Genomic DNA, 15618 nt, shown 5'->3' on the forward strand with positions numbered 1-15618 from the left:
GAGTGTCAGCCATGTTTTTTACCGGGGAGCTGGATATCGCTTGCGACTTGCCTGCCGAAGTAATCAAAGCGACTCCGTGATATTTCACCACTGGGCAAACGCTGAATTACGCAGGGTTGAGCACTTTCTTGGGTGTACTCAAATTGGATTTCTTCAGTAGTTGCCTCTCCTACTTGAGTTCGCGCCTGTTTCAGGAGTCGACCGGAATTATCGTAAGTATATTGGGTGCGAAGACCGCTAATATCAGTTGTTTCAATCAGCGTGCCGGAACGGAATTCAAGAATACTTACGCTGGTATCGGTAGTTTTTTCCGGAGAGATCGTGGTGGTCTCTGTGGTCAGTAAGCCGTCTGCCAGTGTGTATTTAAACTCTGTGGTTTGCTTGGATAACTCAATGTCTGTTCCTGCGCTATTGATAAATTTCTGGCTTAGGGATTTTACCCGGCCGTGTGCGCTATCTTTGGTATCCAGGTAGTACTCCGTTGTTTCAACGGCAATAGCACCGGAGCCGGGTTTCAGCTTGATAAGGTCATCACTAACCGGGTCGATGAGTGTTAATTTTACCGAAGGTTTGACTGCAGGGCCTGCAATATCAGCGTTGCTTGCGGGGACGCTTGAGTAGCCGAAAAGGTCCATTGAAGGTCGATGCGTTTACTGTCCTTCAATGTGTATATTTTCTCGGATTCTACGTACACTTTGAAAAAATTTGAGTCCCCCGGACAAGTAATATCGATGGGCAGATTATATTTTTTCTTGCCGTCGGACGTCGGGAACGGTTTAAGCTGGGTGGCAATGTCTTGTACGGTGCCCCACGTTAAACCCTTACTATTGAAAGCATTATTGAGCCAGCCGATAGGATTCATGTAGTCACCTATCCAACCGAGTACTCCGATTGGCCCCTGCACGCTGTTCTTTCTATAGCTGCGCTCGACAATATCTTCTTCCTTAGGGGCTCCTCGATAATAAGTCCACTCGGTAGTGACGCCATTCTCGGTTTTGCTGATCAAATTGCCTGCAGTGTCGAAGGCAGCGACAGTGATGTCTTGTATGTCCTTGTCTTGACCCTTTATCTTACAAGTCTTGGTCGTCTTTTTGTTCAGGGTTTTTGATGGGCTGTCATATGTGTAGGTGGTACGATATTCCTCGCTATAATCACCTTGGAATTTCTCGGTAATGAGCAAATTTCCGCTATTGTCGAACGTATACTCGTTTTTCAGACTGGTGGTGCCAGATATATTTTGGATCTGGATGGTTTTCTTGCCATCTTTTAACTTCTCATACGTATAAAGTTCGGTATATTTTTCGCAGTTTGGGGCGGTAAGGCTATACTCCAGTACTTGTTTTTTGGTGTTGTATTTTATAGTTTTTATAATATTTGTTGAGGTTTTTATTTCGATTGGATTACAGTCTTTATCGTAGGTGTAGCTTGTGGAGCACCCGTCCGCTGATGTAGTGGATTTTGCGATTTTTTTGTTTGAGAATTCAAGTGTGGTTGTTTGTTTGTACGTGGTTGCAGGGTGAAGTGTCAGAGTGATTGTTTTGGGAAAGATAGATGTTTCGGTTTCGCCATCTATGGGCCATGACGAGCTGAATAACTCACCGCTGCTGTCCCAAACCGAAGTGATAAAGGGAGACCGTTCTACTCCCGGTAATAATGCCCATTTAATATTGAGGGTGTGCCCGAACTCGTTCAGTATTTTGGTGGGTAGAAAATAATCAAATCTTAGTGCTCCTGATATGCCCGCGACGAACTCAAGGTCGAAGTAGTCAATCGGTTCCAGTATTTCAGTTGTGCCGTTGTTTTTTACTATTTTTATCGCTTTAAGGAGGTTTTTTTCATGGATGGTAATTACTTTGACGGTTGGGTTAATAAAAAATGTACCTGGTCTTGTATCTGTGTAGATAACTTCGCCGGTTGACAAGTGCAGCGTTAAAGGAGCGGGTTCGCCAGCACGCAATGTTCGGGCTGTTATCATCTCGCCGTTAAATGATTCTGTGTATGATACCTGCTCTATTTTTTCGCAGTAGGTGATGTTTGCAGTGCAGAGCGGGGCTTTGGAGTCTGTCGGAAAAAATACTTCCAGGTCTAACGTAGGGCCGCTGCCTATGTTGCCCGTTAGTGTTGTGGTTGGCAGGGTTGGGGTAAAAAATCCAGAATCCAAGGCGATCGAATTAGTATGTGTAGATATGGTAGGGAGGGGCTTGTCAGCGATGAGTGGATAGTCAGTGTTTCCGAGTAGAAACTTTATCGTTTCGGCCGCTGAAAGATCAATTACCATATTTTTTCATAGACAGTATTGTAGAGGGTTGCCTTTTTGGCATCCACATCGACGCTTTGTAGGTCTCCTTGGTCCAGGATGTGGTTTTTGCTGTTAATCCTAAGGGGCAACCCCTTGGGCATTAAACTCAATTTTTGAATCAGTGAGCTGTCCATTCTCATTTCTCCTGGTATCTGGAGACTGAAAAGTGAGTTCTATGTGTCAGTTTCCAGGTACTAATGATGGTTGTCGGGCGGTACGTCATTCCATGAAGTTAAGCGTAGCGCTTTTGTATGGGCTGTCTACTGTCTGTTTTTCTTACAGCGAGAACATTCAAAATATAGGCGCTTTATGGGGCTCCTATATTTATCTTCGCGATATATTAACCGTCTTTTATTTACTTTGGCTTTTAGGCAAACCAATTACCCGCCCGACATACTGCGGCACGGGCAAATCCTTCTGGCTCTCGACAATCCCTTCCAGCGCGCTCCATGAAGCATCACTGAACGGCGCCGAACGCGGCCCGGTCGCCAGGTCGACGTGCAGCAACATTTGTTCGCTGGCCGACAGCGGATCATCGACGCCGACTTTGTGCAGGCTGTGATAGAGATGTACACGCTTGCGGTCCAGAGCGACGATCTGGGTGCGCACTTCTACCTGTTCGCCCAGCTTCACCTCATCCAGAAAGTTGATGTGCGCCTCCAGGGTGAACAGAGAATGGCCGCTGGCGTCACGGTTGTTGCTGTCCAGGCCGATACGATCCATGAAGGCGTCGGTGGCGTAGCTGAAGATCAGCATGTAGTAGGCATCGCGCAGATGGCCGTTGTAATCGACCCAATCGGCGAGGACCGGGGTGGTGTAGGTGGTCAGGGTGGGCATGCTCATACTCCAGGTGGGAGCGAACTCGGTGAAAGCTAATTCTGTGGTGGAGACTTCTGTGGGAGCGAATTCATTCGCGAAAGCGGTGTTGAAGACGATAAAAGCACGTCGAATGTACCGGCCTCTTCGCGAATGAATTCGCTCCCACAATTCGTTGCCGCACAGCTCGCTTTTAAAAAATCGCCCCTGAATCAGCGGTTAACCAGGGCGTTTAGTCGCTGAAGGCCATGCCGTGCTTGGCCTTGGTGGTCTTGACCGCTTCCAGCACGGCCAGCAGGCAGTCGTCGCGATAACGCTCAAGAGCCGCGATGCTGTGGCTGCCGAGCTGGTCGCTGGTGCCGTCGACCACGTCGTCGATCAGCTTGTCGGTCAGCTCCGGCGCGGGCAGGTAGGTCCACGGCAACTGCAGGGCCGGGCCGAACTGGGCCATGAAGTGACGCATACCTGCATCGCCACCGGCGAGGGTGTAGGTCAGGAAGGTGCCCATGAACGACCAGCGCAGACCAGCGCCGAAGCGAATCGCGTCGTCGATCTCGCCAGTGGTAGCGACGCCGTCGTTGACCAGGTGCAGCGCTTCACGCCACAGCGCTTCTAGCAGACGGTCGGCAATAAAGCCGGGTACTTCCTTGCGTACGTGCAGCGGGCGCATGCCCAGGGATTCATAAACCTTGATTGCCGCCTGTACCGCTTCCGGCGCGGTTTTTACGCCGCCGACCACTTCCACCAACGGCAACAGATACACCGGGTTGAAGGGGTGGCCGACTACGCAACGCTCCGGATGGGTTGCGTCTTCGTAGAATTCGCTGGGCAGCAGGCCCGAGGTGCTGGAGCCGATCAAAGCGTTGGGCTTGGCGGCGGCGCTGATCTTGCTGTGCAGGTCAAGTTTCAGGTCCAGGCGCTCGGGGGCGCTTTCCTGAATGAAGTCGGCATCACGCACGCATTCTTCGATGGTCGCGACAAAACGCAGGCGCTCCTGCGAGGCGCCTGCGGCCAGGCCTTTTTGCTCAAGGGCCGGCCAGGCATTGGCAACGCGTTTGCGCAGTGCGGCTTCGGCGCCGGGAGCCGGATCCCAGGCCACTACGTCAAGGCCGTGAGCCAGGGCGCGGGCAACCCAGCCGCTGCCGATCACGCCGCTACCCAGAGCGGCGAAGGTTTTGATGTCGGTGATGAAAGTCATGATTGGTTTCCTGAATTGAATTCCACAAGGCTGCTTGTGGGAGCGAATTCATTCGCGAAAGCAGGCACTGCATGTGTATTGGATGTACCGGCCTCTTCGCGGATGAATCCGCTCCCACAGAAAAGCTGTGCGCGTTAATGTGGCGAATCACCCGCGCTTGGTCAGGCCCATCTTCACGCGGCCTTCGGCCGGGGTCATGACGCGGGCGCCCATGCGGCTGAGGATTTCGCTGGCGCGCTCGACCAGGGCACCGTTGCTGGCCAGTACACCTTTATCCAGCCAGATGTTGTCTTCCAGGCCGACCCGCACGTTGCCGCCCAGCAGCACCGCTTGCGCCGCCATCGGCATCTGCATGCGGCCGATACCGAAACCGGCCCAGACCACGTCGGCCGGCAGGTTGTCGACCATGGCCTTCATGGTGGTGGTGTCCGCCGGCGCACCCCAAGGGATACCCAGGCACAGCTGGAACAGCGGGTTATCGAGCAGGCCCTCTTTCATCATTTGCTTGGCGAACCACAGGTGGCCGGTATCGAAGATCTCAAGCTCCGCTTTCACGCCCAGTTCCTGGATGCGCTTGGCGCCCGCCCTCAGCTGGGCCGGGGTCGATACATAAATGGTGTCGCCGTCACCGAAGTTCAGGGTGCCGCAGTCCAGAGTGCAGATTTCCGGGAGCAGGGCTTCAACGTGTGCCAGGCGGGCCAGTGGGCCGACCAGGTCGGTGTTGGGGCCGAAGTCGGTAGGGCGCTCGCCCGGGCCGATCTCCAGGTCGCCGCCCATGCCGGCGGTCAGGTTGACGATCATGTCTACGCCCGAGTCGCGGATACGGTCCATGACTTCGCGGTACAGCTCGACGTCGCGGCTGAACTTGCCGGTTTCAGGGTCACGTACGTGACAATGCACCACAGTGGCACCGGCGTTGGCGGCTTCCACGGCAGCTGCAGCGATTTGTTTGGGAGTGATCGGGACCAGATGGCTCTTTCCGGTCGTGTCGCCAGCACCGGTCAGTGCGCAGGTGATGATGACGTCATGGTTCATGGGTTCGGTTCCTTGCAGGCTTGGCATGTTGTTATGGCGGAAGTTGATGGTGCAAAACTACGCAGCCGCAAGCCTCGGAAAACGCACAGCGGCGACCAGCTCTTGCACAGCAGCGACCTGCTCTCTTGCCGGGATCGAGGAAGCAGCGTATCTGTCTGTTTACGCTGACCCTGCGCTCACCCACAACCCAGCCGAGAACGCCCATGTCCCAGGATTTCTACTTTCTGCTCATGCCCGGTTTTTCGGTGATGGGCTTCGTTTCGGCGGTCGAGCCGCTGCGGGTCGCCAATCGTTTTGGTGGGGAGCTGTATCGCTGGCATGTGCTCAGCGCCGATGGTGGCGCGGTGATCGCCAGTAACGGCATGTCGGTCAACGCCGATGCGGCGCTGGAACCGCTGAAAAAGGGTGCAACCCTGTGGGTGGTCGCCGGTTTCGAGCCGCTGAAGTTCTACACGCCAGCCCTCGAACACTGGCTGCGTCGCCTCGACAACGAAGGCGTGACGCTCGGTGCCATCGACTCCGGCAGCTTCGTCCTGGCTCAGGCGGGCTTGCTGGATAACTACCGGCTGACCATGCATTGGGAGGCCATCGACGCCTTCAAGGAAACCTGGCCACGCCTGCAAGTGACCCAAGAACTATTCGAAATCGACCGTCGCCGTATCACCTCGGCGGGCGGCACGGCGTCCATCGACATGATGCTCGACCTCATCGGTCAGACCCACGGGCCGGAACTGGCGATCAAGGTCTCCGAACAATTCGTATTGGGCCGCATCCGCCCGCGCAAGGACCACCAGCGCATGCAGGTCGCCACACGCTATGGCATCAGCAACAAGAAACTGGTGCAGGTGATCGGCGAAATGGAACAACACACCGAGCCACCTCTGAGCACCCTTGAGCTGGCCGAGGGCATCCAGGTAACCCGCCGCCAATTGGAGCGCCTGTTTCGTCTGCACTTGAACGACACGCCGAGCAACTTCTACCTCGGCCTGCGCCTGGAAAAGGCCCGCCAGTTGCTACGCCAAAGCGATATGAGTGTGTTGGAAGTGAGTATTGCCTGCGGGTTTGAATCGCCGTCTTACTTCACGCGTAGTTATCGGGCGCGGTTTACCCAGTGTCCGCGCGAGGATCGGCGCAGTACCGCGCTGACTCGCTGACCCGGGCCGGGAGCAAATCTTGTGGGAGCGAATTCATTCGCGAAGAGGCCGGTACATTCGACGTATCTTCTTCACCTGGACCACAGCATTCGCGAATGAATTCGCTCCCACAACTCTCTCCCGAGCACCGCTCCAGCAAATCAGCCTATCGCTACTTCTTCATCAACCCCGCACACGCCGCCTTGAACGCCTCGTGCTGATATTTATTCAGCGAGTCGGGCAGGGCGAAGTCGTGTTTCTTGTTCTGCGCATTGATGGTCTGGGGCGACAGCAGGGTGACGGTGCAGTCCGGCAGCAGCTGGAAGATCGTCTCGATCTTGAACGTGGTCGGGCCGCCCGCGAACTCGCCTTTCTTGCTGCGTTTCTTGATGGCGATATGGCTGATGCCGTTTTCTCGCACGAAACCGGCGATCTGCTGGGCGAAGGCCTTGACGTTGGCGGACTCGTCATCGTCCTCCAGGCCGATTTTCTTGATCGCCAGGGGCAGGTGGCCGACGCCGTCCTGCTGGCGCGTGGCCAGGGCGAAGATGGCTTCACTGCCTTTGATTTCTATACCGCAAATGATCATGGGAGAGCCTTGGACGCTAACGGAATGCATAAGCGTCTCAGGGTAGCTCATTGTGCGGTCATTCCTGTAACACCGACTCCAGATACTCCGAGCGCTCATCGCTGGTGTGGGCGATGCAGTCGTTCATGGAGATGTTGTAGGCCGGGCTGCCTGCCGCGGAAGGGAACACCTCGACCGCGCAATCGGCATCACGCAGCTTTTCCCAGGCCTGCTGGCCGGTCTTGAGCTTGCTGATCAGATCGTTAGCCTGGCTTTTGTTGGCGCCGAACTGGGTGTTCACGCGTTCCTGCAGGTTCTTGAAGTTTTCCTTGAGCAGTTCCTCGGCGGTGTCGCGGCTGTATTTCGAGCACTCCAGGGTTTGCTTGTCCTCGTCGACGCCATCGCACGGGTTGCGATCCGGGTCCTGCGCTGCGTGGGCAGCGGTGGTGAAAAGAGCCAAGGCCAGGAAAATCGTCTTCATTAGGTCGCTCCGATCCATTAGATGCGTCGAATTCTGGCCCAAGCGCGGGCCAAAGAACAGTTTTGCAAGATGTAACGTAACCGCGTCCTGTCGCCCATTGTCGTTTCTTGACGCTTTCGGCAAACCCCCTGTCGTTTTTGCACCCGGCTCGCCTGACCCTCGGGCTTATGCTGGCCCCAATAGCGCCGACAGCCGATTCGGCGCACAGCACCTATAAGGGGACAGCCTGATGAGCCCAGCCGAATTGCACGCCGACAGCATCGTTATTGACGGTCTGATCATTGCCAAGTGGAACCGTGAGCTGTTCGAGGACATGCGCAAGGGCGGCTTGACCATGGCCAACTGCACCGTCTCCGTCTGGGAGGGTTTCCAGGCCACGGTCAACAGTATTGCCTCCAGCCAGAAGCTGATTCGCGAGAACAGCGACCTGGTCATGCAGGTGCGCACCACCGCTGACATCCGCAAGGCCAAGGAGCTGGGCAAGACCGGCATCCTGTTCGGCTTCCAGAATGCTCATGCTTACGAAGACCAGATTGGCTACGTCGAAGTCTTCAAGCAGCTGGGCGTGGGCATCGTGCAGATGTGCTACAACACCCAGAATCTGGTCGGCACCGGCTGCTACGAGCGTGACGGCGGCCTGTCGGGCTTCGGTCGCGAAATCGTCGCCGAAATGAATCGTGTCGGCGTGATGTGCGACCTGTCCCACGTCGGCTCCAAGACCTCCGAGGAAGTCATCCTCGAATCGAAGAAGCCAGTGACCTACTCCCACTGCCTGCCTTCGGGTCTGAAAGAACATCCACGCAACAAATCCGATGCCGAGCTCAAGTTCATCGCTGACCACGGCGGCTTCGTCGGCGTGACCATGTTTGCGCCGTTCCTGGCCAAGGGCATCGACTCCACCATCGACGACTACGCAGAAGCCATTGAGTACGTCATGAACATCGTTGGCGAAGACGCCATCGGTATCGGTACCGACTTCACCCAGGGCCATGGCCAGGACTTCTTCGAGTACCTGACCCACGACAAGGGCTACGCCCGTCGCCTGACCAGTTTCGGCAAGATCATCAACCCGCTGGGCATCCGTACCGTCGGCGAGTTCCCGAATCTGACCGAAACCCTGCTCAAGCGCGGCCACCCGGAACGTGTGGTGCGCAAGATCATGGGCGAAAACTGGGTACGCATCCTGGCCGACGTCTGGGGCGAATAAGCCTCGTCGATTATTGAATTTCTCTCTCTCCCGTTTGTGGAGAGAGCATCAAACCGAATTTTCTGGAGTTAAGTTTCCATGGCCAAGATCGCCCCGCAATTGCCAATCGAAGTCGACAGCGAAACCGGTGTCTGGACGTCCGACGCCCTGCCGATGCTGTATGTGCCACGCCATTTCTTCGTCAACAACCACATGGGTATCGAAGAAGTCCTGGGCGCTGACGCCTACGCCGAGATCCTCTACAAGGCAGGTTACAAGTCCGCCTGGCACTGGTGTGAGAAAGAAGCTGAATGCCACGGCCTGGAAGGCGTCGCGGTGTTCGAACACTACATGAAGCGCCTGTCGCAGCGCGGCTGGGGCCTGTTCAAGATCCAGGACATCGACCTGGACAAGGGCACTTGCAGCGTCAAGCTGGAACACTCGGCGTTCGTCTACGTGTACGGCAAGGTTGGTCGCAAGGTCGATTACATGTTCACCGGCTGGTTCGCTGGCGCGATGGACCAGATCCTGCAAGCCCGTGGCAGCTCGATCCGCACCGTTGCCGAGCAAGTCTATGGCGGCTCTGAAGAAGGCCACGACGACGGCCTGTTCACCGTCAAGCCGTTGTAAGTCGAGGTTTCCGTCATGGCTTTCGAAGCAATGTTCCAGCCGATTCAAATCGGTAAGTTGACGATCCGCAACCGCGTCCTTAGTACTGCGCACGCCGAGGTCTACGCCACTGATGGCGGCATGACCACCGACCGTTATGTGAAGTACTACGAGGAGAAAGCCAAGGGCGGCATCGGTCTGGCCATTTGTGGCGGCTCTTCCAGCGTGGCTATCGATAGCCCGCAAGGCTGGTGGAAGTCCGTCAACCTGGCGACCGATAAAATCATTCCACACTTCCAGAATCTGGCCGACGCCATGCACAAGCATGGCGCCAAGATCATGATTCAGATTACCCACATGGGCCGTCGCTCGCGTTGGGACGGCGATCACTGGCCGACCCTGATGTCGCCGTCGGGCATCCGTGAGCCGGTACACCGCGCGACGTGCAAGACCATCGAGCCGGAAGAGATCTGGCGCGTGATCGGCAACTACGCCAGTGCTGCGGCACGGGCCAAGGCCGGTGGCCTGGACGGCGTCGAGCTGTCGGCGGTGCACCAGCACATGATCGACCAGTTCTGGAGCCCGCGAGTCAACAAGCGCACCGACGAATGGGGCGGCAGCTTCGAGAACCGCATGCGTTTCGGTCTGGAAGTGATCAAGGCTGTGCGCAAGGAAGTCGGTCCTGACTTCTGCGTGGGCCTGCGTATCTGTGGTGACGAATTCCACCCGGATGGTCTCAGCCATGACGATATGAAAGAGATCGCCAAGTATTACGACCAGACCGGCATGATCGACTTCATCGGTGTGGTGGGTTCGGGTTGTGATACCCACAACACCCTGGCCAACGTTATCCCCAACATGAGCTACCCGCCGGAGCCGTTCCTGCACCTGGCGGCCGGTATCAAGGAAGTGGTCAAGGCTCCGGTCCTGCACGCGCAGAACATCAAGGACCCGAACCAGGCCACCCGTATTCTGGAAGGCGGCTATGTGGACATGGTCGGCATGACCCGCGCCCACATCGCCGACCCGCACCTGATCGCCAAGATCAAAATGGGTCAGGTAGACCAGATCAAGCAGTGCGTCGGCGCCAACTATTGCATCGACCGCCAGTACCAGGGGCTGGATGTACTGTGCATCCAGAACGCCGCGACCTCCCGTGAATACATGGGCGTGCCGCACATCATCGAGAAATCCACCGGGCCCAAACGCAAGGTCGTGGTAGTCGGTGCCGGCCCTGCCGGGATGGAAGCTGCACGGGTATCCGCCGAGCGTGGTCACGACGTGACCCTGTTCGAGAAGAAAGAATTCATCGGTGGCCAGATCACCACGGCGTCGAAAGCGCCGCAACGTGACCAGATCGCCGGTATTACCCGCTGGTTCCAGCTGGAGCTGGCACGGCTGAAAGTCGACCTGCGCCTGGGCGTGGCTGCCGATGCGGCAACCATTCTCGACCTGCGTCCGGATATCGTCGTACTGGCGGTGGGCGGTCATCCGTTCATCGAGCAGAACGAGCACTGGGGCGCGGCTGAAGGTTTGGTTGTCAGCAGTTGGGACATCCTCGACGGCAAGGTCGCACCGGGCAAAAACGTGCTGGTCTACGACACCATCTGTGAGTTCACAGGTATGTCTGCCGCCGACTTCATCGCCGACAAGGGCAGCCAGGTCGAGATCGTCACTGACGACATCAAGCCGGGCGTGGCCATGGGTGGTACCTCGTTCCCGACGTACTACCGCAGCATGTACCCGAAAGAAATCATCATGACCGGCGACATGATGCTGGAGAAGGTCTACCGCGAAGGCGAGAAGCTGGTGGCGGTGCTGGAGAACGAATACACCGGCGCCAAGGAAGAGCGTGTAGTCGATCAGATCGTCATCGAAAACGGTGTGCGTCCTGATGAGGAAATCTACTACGCCCTGAAGGAAGGCTCGCGCAACAAAGGCCAGATCGATATCGATGCCCTGTTCGCCATCCAGCCGCAACCTTCGCTGAGCCAACCGGGTGACGGCTACCTGCTGTTCCGTATCGGTGACTGCGTGGCACAGCGTAATACCCATGCGGCGATCTATGACGGCCTTCGTCTCTGCAAGGATTTCTAAGCCCGAACCTTGTGGGAGCGAGGCTTGCCCGCGATGGGCGATAACGCGGTACATCTGAATTATCGCGCCGACTTCATCGCGGGCAAGCCACGCTCCCACAGGCAGACCGAGTGCGCTGTAGGAGCTCCACATGCTAAACACCCTTCTTCCCATCCTGTTGTTCGCTGCCTTGGGCCTGGGTGTCCTCGGCGCGCTGCGACGGGCCGCCATGTGGCGCCGGGGTCGTGCCTCCAAGGTCGATCTGCTCGGTGGCCTGCTGGCCATGCCCAAGCGCTACATGGTCGATCTGCACCATGTGGTCGCGCGGGACAAATACATCGCCAATACCCACGTCGCGACAGCGGGCGGGGCCGTGGCGTCGATCATTCTGGCGCTGCTGGTCCATGGTTTCGGCCTGCATAACCGCATCCTCGGTTACGCCCTGCTGTTGATGACGGCAGTGATGTTCGTCGGCGCGATCTTTGTTTATCGCCGTCGCCTGAACCCGCCAAGCCGCCTGTCCAAGGGGCCGTGGATGCGCCTGCCGAAGAGCCTGATGGCGTTTTCGGTGAGCTTCTTTCTGATCACCCTGCCGGTCGCGGGCATCCTGCCCGAAGACTTCGGTGGCTGGGTGCTGGCGGCGATTCTGGCGGTCGGTGTGCTGTGGGGCGTGTCCGAGCTGTTCTTCGGCATGACCTGGGGCGGGCCGATGAAGCACGCCTTCGCCGGTGCTCTGCACCTGGCCTGGCACCGTCGCGCCGAGCGCTTTGGCGGCGGTCGTTCCACTGGCCTCAAGCCTTTGGACCTGACTGACCCGCAAGCGCCTCTGGGCGTGGAGAAACCCAAAGACTTCACCTGGAACCAACTGCTGGGCTTCGACGCCTGCGTGCAGTGCGGTAAATGTGAAGCGGCTTGCCCGGCATTTGCGGCCGGCCAGCCGTTGAACCCGAAAAAGCTGATTCAGGATATGGTCGTCGGCCTGGCGGGTGGCACTGATGCCAAGTTCGCCGGCAGCCCTTACCCCGGCAAGGCGATTGGCGAGCATGGCGGCAACCCTCATCAACCGATCGTCAATGGTCTGGTCGATGCCGAGACCCTGTGGTCCTGCACCACCTGCCGTGCCTGCGTGGAAGAGTGCCCGATGATGATCGAGCACGTTGACGCCATCGTCGACATGCGCCGCCACCTGACCCTGGAAAAGGGCGCGACGCCGAACAAGGGCGCCGAAGTCCTCGACAACCTGATCGCTACCGACAACCCCGGCGGCTTCGCACCGGGCGGGCGGATGAACTGGGCGGCGGACCTCAACCTGAGCCTGCTCAGCGAGAAAAATACCGTTGACGTGCTGTTCTGGGTCGGTGATGGCGCCTTCGACATGCGCAACCAGCGCACCCTGCGCGCCTTCGTTAAAGTGCTGAAAGCAGCCAATGTCGACTTCGCCGTCCTGGGCCTGGAAGAGCGCGACAGCGGCGACGTTGCCCGTCGTCTCGGTGATGAAGCAACTTTCCAGATGCTGGCCAAGCGCAATATCCAGACCCTGAGCAAATACAACTTCAAGCGTATCGTCACCTGCGATCCGCACAGTTTCCATGTGCTGAAAAACGAATACGGCGCCTTTGGCGGCAACTACCTGGTCCAGCACCACAGCACCTACATGAACGAGCTGATCGGCGGTGGCGCACTGAACCTGGGCCAGCACAAAGGCTCCAGCGTGACCTATCACGATCCGTGCTACCTGGGCCGCTACAACGGCGAGTATGAAGCGCCCCGTGAAGTGCTGCGTGCCCTGGGTATCGAGGTCAAGGAAATGCAACGCTCCGGCTTCCGTTCCCGCTGCTGCGGTGGCGGTGGCGGCGCGCCGATTACCGACATTCCCGGCAAGCAGCGTATCCCCGACATGCGCATGGAAGACATCCGCGAGACTGGCGCTGAGCTGGTGGCGGTAGGTTGTCCACAGTGCACGGCGATGCTTGAAGGCGTGGTCGAACCGCGGCCGATGATCAAGGACATTGCCGAGCTGGTGGCCGATGCACTGCTCGAAGAGGCTCCGGCGGCCAAGTCGACACCCGCCAAACGTGAACCTGCGGAGGTGCACTGATGAGCGACATTATTCGCCGCGACCCTCGCGCTGAGTGGATCGCCCGCAACCGACTGCACCCGCTGCATGCGGCCATGCAACCGACCCAGGCCAGCTGGATGGGGCCTAACGGCCTGATGCGCAAGAACGTCCATGGCATCGGTTTTATCGGCCCTAACGGCATCAAGCGCATCGACCGCAGCGGCGCGCAACAGGGCGGCACGGTCAAGCGTACCGCGTCTGCTGAAGTGCAACTGCCGCTGCATCAGATCGCTGAGCCCGCTTTCTATATCTGTGTGGCGCCGGACATGGTCGGTGGCCGCCTGAGCAGCCACGACCGCGATTTGCTCGGCCTGGCCCACAGCCTGGCGGGCAAGGACGGTGCGGTGCTGGCCGTGGTCTTTGGCGAGCACAAGGAAAACGCCTTCGCGACAGCAGGCGTGGACCGCTTGCTGGTACTGGAAGGCAGCGAATTCACCGGTTATTCACCAGAGCAGCGTGTGCAAGGGCTGCGGGCTGTGGATAACCAGTTCAACCCGCGCCATTGGTTACTGCCGGATAGCCGCAGCGGTGGTGGCGAGTTGGGCCGTCGTTTTGCCGCCAGCCTGGGTGAACGCCCGGCGACGCGGGTGTGGCAGGTCAAGGATGAGCAATGCATCGGCCGTGCCGGTGCGGGCCGTGAAGACCTGGCGCGGCCATTGGCGCGCCTGATCCTGGCTGCCGCCGAGTGCGCCGAGCCGGTCAGCGAAACCCGTCACGAAGCCTTGCCTGTAGAGTTATCCACAAGCGTGGCGCGCAGCCTGCCGCGTATCGAAGACCTCGGTGCCGTGGCCGTGGACCCGGGCGCCATTCCCATGGCCGAAGCCGAGTTCATTTTCTCCGGCGGCAACGGCGTCAAGGATTGGGACCTGTTCCACCGCACTGCAGCGGCCCTCGGCGCGACCGAAGGTGCCTCGCGGGTGGCGGTGGACGATGGCTTCATGAGCCGTGATCGCCAGGTCGGCGCGTCCGGCACCTGGGTCACCGCGCGGGTTTATGTAGCGGTGGGTATCTCCGGTGCGATCCAGCATTTGCAGGGTATCGGTGCCTGCGACAAGGTCGTGGCGATCAACCTGGATGCCGGTTGCGACATGATCAAACGGGCGGACCTGTCGGTGATCGGCGAAAGCGCCGAGATCTTCAAGGCCCTGATCGCCGCTGTCGAGGCGTACCGCAATGAGGCAAAACGTGATGCGGCCTGAGCAAGCGAGTTCACCTGTGGATAACAATGCTGTGCATATCATCAGCCTGGTCTCCATCGGCGCCCACCCGACCTCGGGGCGGCCGCGTCGTGCCGAGCAGGACGCCCGTGGCGTCGAGCTGGGCCTGCAACTGGCGGGGAAAAACCTGCATGTGTTGCATGCCGGCAACGTCGAAGAGCCGGCCCTGCGTGCTTACCTGGGCATGGGCCTGGATGAGCTGCACGTACTGGAACAACCTGAAGGCGCCGACGCCCTGCCAGCACTGGCGGACTACATCCGCGATTCCAATGTGCAGGTCGTGCTCAGCGGCAGTCAGGCGGAAACCGGTGAAGGCTCGGGCATGCTGCCGTTTCTGCTGGCCGAGAAGCTTGGCTGGCCATTGGTGGTGGGTCTGGCGGAAGTCGAATCCCTGGACAATGGCGTGGCCCTGGTCCTGCAAGCTCTGCCACGGGGCCAGCGTCGTCGCCTGAAAGTGCGCCTGCCGTTCATGGCCACTGTGGATAACGCCGCCCCCAAAGCCCGGCAAAGCGCCTACGGCCCGGCCCAGCGCGGAGTGCTGGGCGCCGAGGAAGTGGAAGTGGTGGTGGACGAGTTACTCACAGGCAACGCCCTGCAACCGGCCAAGCCACGGCCAAAACGCCTGAAAGTGATCAAGGCCAAGAGCGGCGCCGACCGCATGAAAGCCGCGACCGCCAAAGCCAGCGGCGGCGGTGGCCAGGTGCTCAAGGGCGTCAGCCCCGAAGAAGGCGCTGCGGCGATTCTCAAACTGTTGGTGGAAGAGGGTGTGGTGCGCTGACATAGCGCAACTCACTCCTCACACCCCTGACAATAAACAATGCCCCGTTGGAGCGAGGCTTGCCCGCGAAGAAAGCGACTCGGTATGTGCTGACATACCGAGT

The 15618-nt window shown here is 58.4% G+C and carries 15 protein-coding genes; 7 read left to right on the forward strand and 8 right to left on the reverse strand.

Annotation, left to right across the window (positions count from 1 at the left end; translation table 11 throughout):
* Positions 1-5 precede the first annotated feature (5 nt).
* The 6 genes from M2401_RS08870 to M2401_RS08895 form a co-directional block, all read right to left on the reverse strand.
* The gene (locus M2401_RS08870) at positions 6-635 is read right to left on the reverse strand and encodes a hypothetical protein (RefSeq protein WP_259101635.1); all 630 of its coding nucleotides are present in this window, start codon (positions 633-635) and stop codon (positions 6-8) included.
* A complete protein-coding gene (locus tag M2401_RS08875) occupies positions 560-2278 on the reverse strand; it encodes a hypothetical protein (protein ID WP_259101637.1) in 1719 nt (572 codons plus the stop codon). Before M2401_RS08875 ends, M2401_RS08870 begins: the two co-directional genes overlap by 76 nt.
* A complete protein-coding gene (locus M2401_RS08880) occupies positions 2272-2433 on the reverse strand; it encodes a hypothetical protein (protein ID WP_259101639.1) in 162 nt (53 codons plus the stop codon). The genes M2401_RS08875 and M2401_RS08880 overlap by 7 nt, the downstream gene beginning before the upstream one ends.
* A 217-nt stretch (positions 2434-2650) precedes the next feature.
* A complete protein-coding gene (locus M2401_RS08885) occupies positions 2651-3136 on the reverse strand; it encodes a thioesterase family protein (protein WP_259101640.1) in 486 nt (161 codons plus the stop codon).
* A 211-nt stretch (positions 3137-3347) separates the two neighbouring features.
* On the reverse strand, positions 3348-4313 hold the full coding sequence (locus M2401_RS08890; protein ID WP_259101641.1) for an L-carnitine dehydrogenase: 966 nt from the start codon (positions 4311-4313) through the stop codon (positions 3348-3350).
* Positions 4314-4460: 147 nt separating this feature from the next.
* The gene (locus tag M2401_RS08895) at positions 4461-5348 is read right to left on the reverse strand and encodes a 3-keto-5-aminohexanoate cleavage protein (protein WP_259101643.1); all 888 of its coding nucleotides are present in this window, start codon (positions 5346-5348) and stop codon (positions 4461-4463) included.
* A 203-nt stretch (positions 5349-5551) separates the two neighbouring features.
* Here M2401_RS08895 and M2401_RS08900 point away from each other — a divergent pair, with 203 nt between their 5' ends.
* Positions 5552-6502, forward strand: a complete 951-nt coding sequence (locus M2401_RS08900; protein WP_259101644.1) for a GlxA family transcriptional regulator — start codon at positions 5552-5554, stop codon at positions 6500-6502.
* A 151-nt stretch (positions 6503-6653) separates the two neighbouring features.
* Here M2401_RS08900 and M2401_RS08905 read toward each other — a convergent pair whose 3' ends face one another.
* Both M2401_RS08905 and M2401_RS08910 read right to left on the reverse strand, forming a co-directional pair.
* On the reverse strand, positions 6654-7070 hold the full coding sequence (locus tag M2401_RS08905) for a DUF3010 family protein (protein WP_259101646.1): 417 nt from the start codon (positions 7068-7070) through the stop codon (positions 6654-6656).
* A gap of 58 nt (positions 7071-7128) precedes the next feature.
* Positions 7129-7530 carry a lysozyme inhibitor LprI family protein gene (locus M2401_RS08910; protein ID WP_259101648.1) on the reverse strand — a complete coding sequence of 134 codons (402 nt, stop codon included), beginning with the start codon at positions 7528-7530 and terminating at the stop codon, positions 7129-7131.
* A 229-nt stretch (positions 7531-7759) separates the two neighbouring features.
* On the opposite strand from M2401_RS08910, the gene M2401_RS08915 reads away from it, so the two are divergent.
* The 6 genes from M2401_RS08915 to M2401_RS08940 all read left to right on the forward strand — a co-directional run bounded on the left by M2401_RS08915 (position 7760) and on the right by M2401_RS08940 (position 15515).
* On the forward strand, positions 7760-8737 hold the full coding sequence (locus M2401_RS08915) for a dipeptidase (protein ID WP_259101650.1): 978 nt from the start codon (positions 7760-7762) through the stop codon (positions 8735-8737).
* Between the two features lie 78 nt (positions 8738-8815).
* Positions 8816-9346, forward strand: a complete 531-nt coding sequence (locus tag M2401_RS08920) for a DUF5943 domain-containing protein (RefSeq protein ID WP_259101652.1) — start codon at positions 8816-8818, stop codon at positions 9344-9346.
* Between the two features lie 15 nt (positions 9347-9361).
* Positions 9362-11422 carry a dimethylglycine demethylation protein DgcA gene (gene dgcA / locus M2401_RS08925; RefSeq protein WP_259101655.1) on the forward strand — a complete coding sequence of 687 codons (2061 nt, stop codon included), beginning with the start codon at positions 9362-9364 and terminating at the stop codon, positions 11420-11422.
* A 130-nt stretch (positions 11423-11552) separates the two neighbouring features.
* Positions 11553-13499: a dimethylglycine demethylation protein DgcB gene (gene dgcB, locus M2401_RS08930; RefSeq protein WP_259101657.1), complete on the forward strand. Its 1947-nt coding sequence runs from the start codon at positions 11553-11555 to the stop codon at positions 13497-13499.
* On the forward strand, positions 13499-14719 hold the full coding sequence (locus M2401_RS08935; RefSeq protein WP_259101659.1) for an electron transfer flavoprotein subunit alpha/FixB family protein: 1221 nt from the start codon (positions 13499-13501) through the stop codon (positions 14717-14719). The genes dgcB and M2401_RS08935 overlap by 1 nt, the downstream gene beginning before the upstream one ends.
* The gene (locus M2401_RS08940) at positions 14709-15515 is read left to right on the forward strand and encodes an electron transfer flavoprotein subunit beta (protein WP_259101716.1); all 807 of its coding nucleotides are present in this window, start codon (positions 14709-14711) and stop codon (positions 15513-15515) included. Before M2401_RS08935 ends, M2401_RS08940 begins: the two co-directional genes overlap by 11 nt.
* The last annotated feature ends 103 nt before the right edge of the window (positions 15516-15618 follow it).

The sequence above is a fragment of the Pseudomonas sp. JUb42 genome, from assembly GCF_024807945.1.
Lineage (GTDB): Bacteria > Pseudomonadota > Gammaproteobacteria > Pseudomonadales > Pseudomonadaceae > Aquipseudomonas.

Excerpts from the sequence above, each read along its gene's own strand:
- M2401_RS08870 (WP_259101635.1), bottom strand. The coding sequence starts at position 635 with ATGGACCTTTTCGGCTACTCAAGCGTCCCCGCAAGCAACGCTGATATT.
- M2401_RS08875 (WP_259101637.1), bottom strand. The coding sequence starts at position 2,278 with ATGGTAATTGATCTTTCAGCGGCCGAAACGATAAAGTTTCTACTCGGA.
- M2401_RS08880 (WP_259101639.1), bottom strand. The coding sequence starts at position 2,433 with ATGGACAGCTCACTGATTCAAAAATTGAGTTTAATGCCCAAGGGGTTG.
- M2401_RS08885 (WP_259101640.1), bottom strand. The coding sequence starts at position 3,136 with ATGCCCACCCTGACCACCTACACCACCCCGGTCCTCGCCGATTGGGTC.
- M2401_RS08890 (WP_259101641.1), bottom strand. The coding sequence starts at position 4,313 with ATGACTTTCATCACCGACATCAAAACCTTCGCCGCTCTGGGTAGCGGC.
- M2401_RS08895 (WP_259101643.1), bottom strand. The coding sequence starts at position 5,348 with ATGAACCATGACGTCATCATCACCTGCGCACTGACCGGTGCTGGCGAC.
- M2401_RS08900 (WP_259101644.1), top strand. The coding sequence starts at position 5,552 with ATGTCCCAGGATTTCTACTTTCTGCTCATGCCCGGTTTTTCGGTGATG.
- M2401_RS08905 (WP_259101646.1), bottom strand. The coding sequence starts at position 7,070 with ATGATCATTTGCGGTATAGAAATCAAAGGCAGTGAAGCCATCTTCGCC.
- M2401_RS08910 (WP_259101648.1), bottom strand. The coding sequence starts at position 7,530 with ATGAAGACGATTTTCCTGGCCTTGGCTCTTTTCACCACCGCTGCCCAC.
- M2401_RS08915 (WP_259101650.1), top strand. The coding sequence starts at position 7,760 with ATGAGCCCAGCCGAATTGCACGCCGACAGCATCGTTATTGACGGTCTG.
- M2401_RS08920 (WP_259101652.1), top strand. The coding sequence starts at position 8,816 with ATGGCCAAGATCGCCCCGCAATTGCCAATCGAAGTCGACAGCGAAACC.
- dgcA (WP_259101655.1), top strand. The coding sequence starts at position 9,362 with ATGGCTTTCGAAGCAATGTTCCAGCCGATTCAAATCGGTAAGTTGACG.
- dgcB (WP_259101657.1), top strand. The coding sequence starts at position 11,553 with ATGCTAAACACCCTTCTTCCCATCCTGTTGTTCGCTGCCTTGGGCCTG.
- M2401_RS08935 (WP_259101659.1), top strand. The coding sequence starts at position 13,499 with ATGAGCGACATTATTCGCCGCGACCCTCGCGCTGAGTGGATCGCCCGC.
- M2401_RS08940 (WP_259101716.1), top strand. The coding sequence starts at position 14,709 with ATGCGGCCTGAGCAAGCGAGTTCACCTGTGGATAACAATGCTGTGCAT.